Source organism: Mesorhizobium sp. M7A.F.Ca.CA.004.06.1.1, assembly GCF_003999135.1.
Lineage (GTDB): Bacteria > Pseudomonadota > Alphaproteobacteria > Rhizobiales > Rhizobiaceae > Mesorhizobium.
Map to the genome: position 1 here is coordinate 1 of NZ_RZPQ01000566.1, position 3,904 is coordinate 3,904.

At 63.5% G+C, this 3,904-nt stretch carries 3 protein-coding genes; 1 reads left to right on the forward strand and 2 read right to left on the reverse strand.

Going from position 1 to position 3,904, the window contains the following annotated elements:
* Positions 1-396 (reverse strand): DUF882 domain-containing protein (locus EN906_RS25845; protein ID WP_127375474.1); only part of this gene is annotated, 396 nt, incomplete at its 3' end.
* 403 nt (positions 397-799) lie between these two features.
* A complete protein-coding gene (locus EN906_RS25850; protein WP_127270839.1) occupies positions 800-2,335 on the reverse strand; it encodes a sigma-54 dependent transcriptional regulator in 1,536 nt (511 codons plus the stop codon).
* A 177-nt stretch (positions 2,336-2,512) separates the two neighbouring features.
* Here EN906_RS25850 and EN906_RS25855 point away from each other — a divergent pair.
* A partial coding sequence (locus tag EN906_RS25855; protein ID WP_127375475.1) for a M3 family metallopeptidase occupies positions 2,513-3,904 on the forward strand: 1,392 nt, incomplete at its 3' end.

Consider the following 3,904-nt stretch of genomic DNA (forward strand, 5'->3'; position numbering starts at 1 on the left):
ATCCATCGCCTTGCCGAGCATGTGCTGGCTCTTCTCGGCGACGCCCCTGCTGCGGCCGCGCAGCATCGAGTTCGTCGACGGCGAGCGATAGCCGCAGATGACCTGGATGTAGTCCGTGGCGCCGGCTTCCCGATACGCTTCCCAGACCAGATCCAGCAGGCGCGGATCCATCTTGGTCGGCTCGTTGCGACGCCAGTCGCGCAAAATGATGTTGATCTTCCTGAGACCCTCGGGAACGTAGCGGCCGTTGCGCTTGTAGACGATCTCGGCCTTCTCGTGGGTGTGGAGATGATAAAGCTTCAGCGACCGTGTTTCGGCGCTGGCTCCGCTCGCAGCCGCGGCAACAAAACCAAAAGCGACAACCAACACTGCCAGCCACTTCGGCCAGATGCTCAAATGATGGTGCCGCCTGTTTGTGTGTCGTTCGATTCTGTTCAAATCAAAAGGCCTTGCAGGCTGCCGTTTGTCCCCGGATTTGTCCAAACGGATGTGGCATTAGCACACCCGAATATCGATCCTAATGGTTAATCATCGCTTATTGAAGCCGAAATGCGGTAACACCGTGGCGATATCCCGTCAAAAATTGTTCACAAGGTTTCTTGGTAAACCGCTGGTTTAGATCAGATTTCCGCCTTCGGCCCGAACACGATCTGTTACCGTTAGCTTTAATGCGTGAACAGAGCTGTCCATGACACAGCCACAATGCCGCCGAAACGGCGATACAAGGCCTGCTGTGGCATTGCAAGCTGGCGTCGGCCTTGTGGCAAGCCGGATTCCGAAGCTCAGCCCGGCATCGCCCTTAGGAGGCGAGCCGGTCTACGCGGCCCGTCTCCGGATCGATGCCGTGTTCCTTGAGCTTGCGATAGAGCGTCGAGCGACCGATCCCGAGTCGGCGGGCGACTTCGCTCATCTGTCCGTTGTAGTGATCGATGGCAAGCTTGATCATCTCGAGTTCGACATCGGCCAGTGCCCGCACATTGCCGCGCTCGTCGAGCGCCCGCAACGTGCCGAAGCGAGGCTGCAGCCTTGCCGGCGGATCGAACGCGATTGCTGGGCCGCCCTCGCCGGGCAAGGCTTCGTCATCGCGCTCCTGCAAAGACTGGGAGGGCGCCGGCGCATCGCCGTCCATATCCAGGTTGACGGTGCCTTCCACTTGCGCCCGTATCTGCGGGAAGTCCTCGGCGGAAAGCACATCGCCTTCGCAAAGCACCGAGGCCCGGAAGACGGCATTTTCGAGCTGCCGGATGTTTCCAGGCCAGTCATAGGCCTGCAGCACGGCGAGCGCTGCCGCCGAAATACCCTGCAGGCGACGGTGCGGGTCGGCCGGCGCCACCTTCTCCATGAAATGGGTGACCAGATAGGGGATGTCGTCGCGGCGGTCGCGCAGCGGCGGCACGAAGATCGGGTAGACGTTCAGCCGATAGAACAGATCCTCGCGGAACTTGCCGTCCTTGACCTGCTGCAGGAGGTTGCGGTGCGTCGCCGAAATCAGCCTGATGTCGACCCTGACGGTCGAGCGCCCACCCACCGGATCGACCTCGCCGTCCTGGACCGCGCGTAACAGCTTGACTTGCACGTCGAGCGGCAGGTCGCCGATCTCGTCGAGGAACAGTGTGCCCGAATGCGCTTCGACGAACTTGCCCGTGTGCTTGTCGGTGGCGCCGGTGAACGAGCCCTTCTCATGGCCGAACAGGATCGATTCGACCAGATTGTCGGGGATGGCGCCGCAATTGACGGTGACGAAGGGTTTCGAGCGGCGGTCGCCACTGCCCTGGATGGCGCGCGCCACCAGTTCCTTGCCGACGCCGGACTCGCCCTCGATCAGGATCGGGATGTTGGATGCCGCCGCTTTCTGGCCAAGACGGATCACCCTGTCCATGGCCGGGCTGTGCGTAATCATGTCCTTGAAGGTCAGGAGGCCGCCGCGCCGGCGCGACGTGCGCTTGACCTCGCCCTCGACGGCCTCGACCTTGAGCGCATTACCGATCGACGCCTGCAGCCTGTCGGGAGACGCCGGCTTGACGACGAAATCGAAGGCGCCATGACGCATCGCCGAAACCACGGTCTCGATGCCGCCCTGCGCGGTCTGCACGATGGCCGGCACGTTGATGTCGCGCTCGCGCATCGCCTTCAGCACGCCGATACCATCGAGACCGGGCATGACCAGATCGAGGATGACCACCGACACCTCGCGGGCGCCGGGTCCATCGAGGATATCGAAGGCGGCCGCGCCGCCGTCGACGACGATTGCGCTGTAGCCGAACCGCGTCACCGCCGCTTCGAGCAGCCGGCGTTGCACCGGATCGTCATCGACTATGAGTATGGAACCTGTCATGACTAATACGACTATGCCCGCCCGAGGAATCCTGCCCTGTGGACCATCTTGGCACAGGGTTCTAAATAAGGTTTCAAAAAACCCGGTGAATGAATTCCTTAGGATTTGACCGGCTTCTCGTTTCTCCTTGAACCTTGGCCACGGAAGGTGTCGGCAATGCATAAGGATTCTGGGCACATGGGTTCCGCACGGCGGCTGGCGGCGCCGGCGTCCGGTCAGGGCGCGGCCGAGCTGGGCGACCTGCCGGAATGGAACCTTGCCGACCTCTATGCCGGCATGGACGCGCCAGAACTGAAGCGCGACATCGCCAAGGCCGCCACTGACGCGGTCAGCTTCGAAAGCCGCTGGAAGGGCACGCTGGCCGCCGAGGCCGAGCGCGGCAGCGCCGGCAGGCTGGGCGAGGCGCTCGTCGCCTACGAAGCGCTGGAGGAACTGATCGGCCGCATCGTCTCCTATGCGGGTCTGGTTTATGCCGGAAACACCGCTGATCCCCAGCGCGCCAAGCTCTATGGTGACGTCCAGGAGAAGATGACCGACGCCAGCGCGCACCTTCTGTTCTTCGCGCTCGAACTCAACCTGATCGACGATGCGTCGATCGAAGGCGCGCTCGCCGGCGATCCCGCCTTCGGTCACTACCGGCCGTGGGTGCTCGATCTGCGCAAGGACAAGCCCTACCAGCTTGAGGACCGCGTCGAGCAACTCTTCCACGAAAAGTCGATCACCGGGCGCGGCGCCTGGAACCGCCTGTTCGACGAGACGATGACCGACCTTCGCTTCGACATCGACGGCGAGGAACTGACGCTGGAGCCGGCGCTGAACCGTTTGCAGGACGCCGACGGCGAGGTGCGCCGCCGGGCGTCCGAGGCGCTGGCCACGACCTTCCGCAAAAATTTGCGCACCTTCACGCTGATCACCAACACGCTGGCCAAGGACAAGGAGATATCCGACCGCTGGCGCGGCTTCGAGGACATCGCCGATTCACGCCATCTCGCCAACCGCGTCGAGCGCAGCGTGGTGGACGCCCTGGCTTCCGCCGTTCGCGATGCCTATCCGCGCCTGTCGCACCGCTATTACGCGATGAAGGCACGCTGGCTCGGCATGGAGGTGATGAACCACTGGGACCGCAACGCGCCGTTGCCGGATACGCCCCAGGCGATCATCGGCTGGGAGGAGGCCAGGAACACCGTGCTGTCCGCCTATCAGCGCTTTTCGCCCGACATGGCCGAGATCGCGCGAACCTTCTTCGACCGCAACTGGATCGACGCGCCGGCCCGGCCCGGCAAGTCGCCTGGCGCCTTCGCGCATCCGACCGTGCCGTCGGCGCATCCCTATGTCCTGCTCAACTACATGGGCAAGCCGCGCGATGTGATGACGCTGGCGCACGAGCTTGGCCATGGGGTGCATCAGGTGCTGGCCGGCGGCCAGGGCGCACTGATGGCCTCGACGCCGCTGACGCTGGCCGAGACGGCATCGGTCTTCGGCGAGATGCTGACCTTCCGCTCGCTGCTCGACCAGACCACCGACCGGCGCGAGCGCAAGGCCATGCTCGCCCAGAAGGTCGAGGACATG

Coding starts and splice junctions, on each gene's coding strand:
- EN906_RS25850 (WP_127270839.1), bottom strand. CDS start 2,335: ATGACAGGTTCCATACTCATAGTCGATGACGATCCGGTGCAACGCCGG.